The organism is Saprospira grandis DSM 2844 (genome assembly GCF_000275825.1).
Classification (GTDB): Bacteria; Bacteroidota; Bacteroidia; order Chitinophagales; family Saprospiraceae; genus Saprospira; species Saprospira grandis_A.
Window position 1 is genome coordinate 1 of sequence record NZ_JH719943.1, and the last position, 2,223, is coordinate 2,223.

Annotated in this window: 2 protein-coding genes; both read right to left on the minus strand. The window is 39.7% G+C overall.

Annotation, left to right across the window (positions count from 1 at the left end; genetic code table 11):
• Nucleotides 1-117 precede the first annotated feature (117 nt).
• Entirely contained in the window at nt 118-747 is a 630-nt protein-coding gene (locus SAPGRDRAFT_RS19660; protein ID WP_002661269.1) for a hypothetical protein, read from the minus strand.
• A 6-nt stretch (nt 748-753) separates the two neighbouring features.
• Nucleotides 754-2,040 (minus strand): hypothetical protein, encoded by a 1,287-nt coding sequence (locus SAPGRDRAFT_RS23725; protein ID WP_002661270.1) that lies wholly within the window; start codon nt 2,038-2,040, stop codon nt 754-756.
• Between the last annotated feature and the right edge of the window lie 183 nt (nt 2,041-2,223).

Genomic DNA, 2,223 nt, shown 5'->3' on the forward strand with positions numbered 1-2,223 from the left:
TGCGCAGGGCCGAGCGAACAGCGAGCTGCCGAACGTAGCGCCCGCCGAAGGCGGGAGGCCCCAAAAATTGAAAAACTGGCTAAATATAGATATGAACTAGTACCGATGAAGACCTAGTTACCTTTTTACCCAAACATCTCCCTTAAAGTTTTCATAAGCAAACAATCCTTCCCTCTCAGACCAATATATAGCTTGAGTCTTGCTAGAATCTTTTATCATTTTGTGTCCTCCTCGTTTTAATATTACATAATTTGAAAAGGATTTCCCTTTCAAAGTTATTGTATCTTTCTTAAGTAAGGGGACTGAATCCACTAGCACAGAAAAATCCTTAAAACTAAATACACAATAATTGCCCCCTTCAGCTAACAATGATTTAGTTAAGGATAATAAAATTTGTTGCTCTTCCTTCATTACTTCTTTTCCACTATAAGTAACTCTTTTCCAATTATCTACTGGAAGGTGCTTTATTACAATTTTTCTTCTCAAAGATGGTTCTTTGGAAATGAATCCAGCACTCCCTTTCTCTATTTCGGTATAAACTCCCGTTATAGACATTGTATCAACATCTCCAACAGGGCCATCAAAGTAAATTGTATCATCTTTAAGGTAAGCTTCAAGCATTTTTAATTCATTTTCACTAAAACTAGGTTTTTCAGCTTCTTCAATCGTCTCACAGCTAAAAAATAAGATAACGACTAAAAATAAGCTAAATAGAATTTGTTGTCCTTTAAATTTATCGGAATACATACTTAGTTATTTTTTACCCTGACTCTCTTTAACAGCTTTTTCAAGACCTGGAAACCACTCATTAACATTATTTTTCCAATGTCCCATATGATTTCCTGTAGAGGCACTATTCTCTATATATGGGTACGCTATTACCCCCAGTACAACACCCACTTTCCAGCCAGTATATTGATCTTTATAATTAGCTCTATAATCGTACACCTCTCCCCAGTTAGTTCCAGACGGATACGATTGAGGTAATTTTTTCCCTGGCCACCAACTTTCTCCAGCACCTTTAACAAGGTCCCAATCAGCATCAATTTCATATGTTCGAATTTCAGCGGGGGGGAGGAATGGGTGCTTTACCCAAATTTCATCCCCACTTGAATTGTTTTTAATCATTCGAACAGCTTTATTACTTCTATAATACATATTAAAATCGCTATATCTTTCAGGAGTATTTAATAAAACCAAGTTAATTTCTTGAGGATCTACATCGTATTTATTAACAAGAATATGTGTTGCCCAAATTCCAACATTCCCCCCATGACTGTGACCTACTATAGTAATGTCTTCGCCTGCAATTCTATTTTCTACTATATATTTTGCTAGATTGGCCCCTCCATCAAGTCTAGAATAGACATCATTTTCTCCATCCCAAACAGATACTTCATTTCCTTCATCGTCGTTCATTACTGGTATTTTTACATCAGTATTTCCAAACAAATCTCTCAATTTAGTCTCAACATATCCACCTTCACTAAAGAATGATTTATCCATAAAAGTACCATGAACAGGAAACCCTTCTAACCCTTCCAGTTCTATCATATAGATTGGCGAAAGGCTAGCAACCTGATAGGGGGTCAACTCAGGATATTGAGCTGCAATAGGATCTACCGCAAAAAACCTTGCGACTCTAGCATCTTCTGTTCTGTATTTAAAGACAATTCCACCTCCATGTATATCAGGATCCTCCTCTTGCCCATTAAACCCAAAACGATAGCCCTCCCCACTCACAAACTTACGGCCTGGCATTTCCCAACCAAAAGGGTAGTATAGGCTTGCAGAAGAAACCTGCGCCAAATAATAATCTGCCTGTCCAGTTTGGCTGCTGTCTTGGCCCAAAGATTTATCACTGACCGTAGCCAGTACGTTGCCTAGGTGGTTGGACAGCTCGTAGCGGCGGCGCCCCAGCTCTAGTTGCTGGTAGCTGCTTTGCGCCAAAGTGGTTTTGAGCAGGCTCCCAGCAGGCAAACCAACGGTCCCCGACTCATCCCGATACCTTAAAGCTAAGGCTTTTTTCAAGATTCCCAAACGGGCAGAGCCATATAAATGTAGCTCCTCTAAATACAGGCTATCTTTGTCATCGACCAGCGCAATATTTTCTTCATTGTACTGATAAACCGATCATATACAAAATGCCAATAACCGCCTAGGGACAAGCCCCTAGGCTAGCTTTTTTAGACAGCCCTCTAAAGAGGGCCTTTGGATATGGCC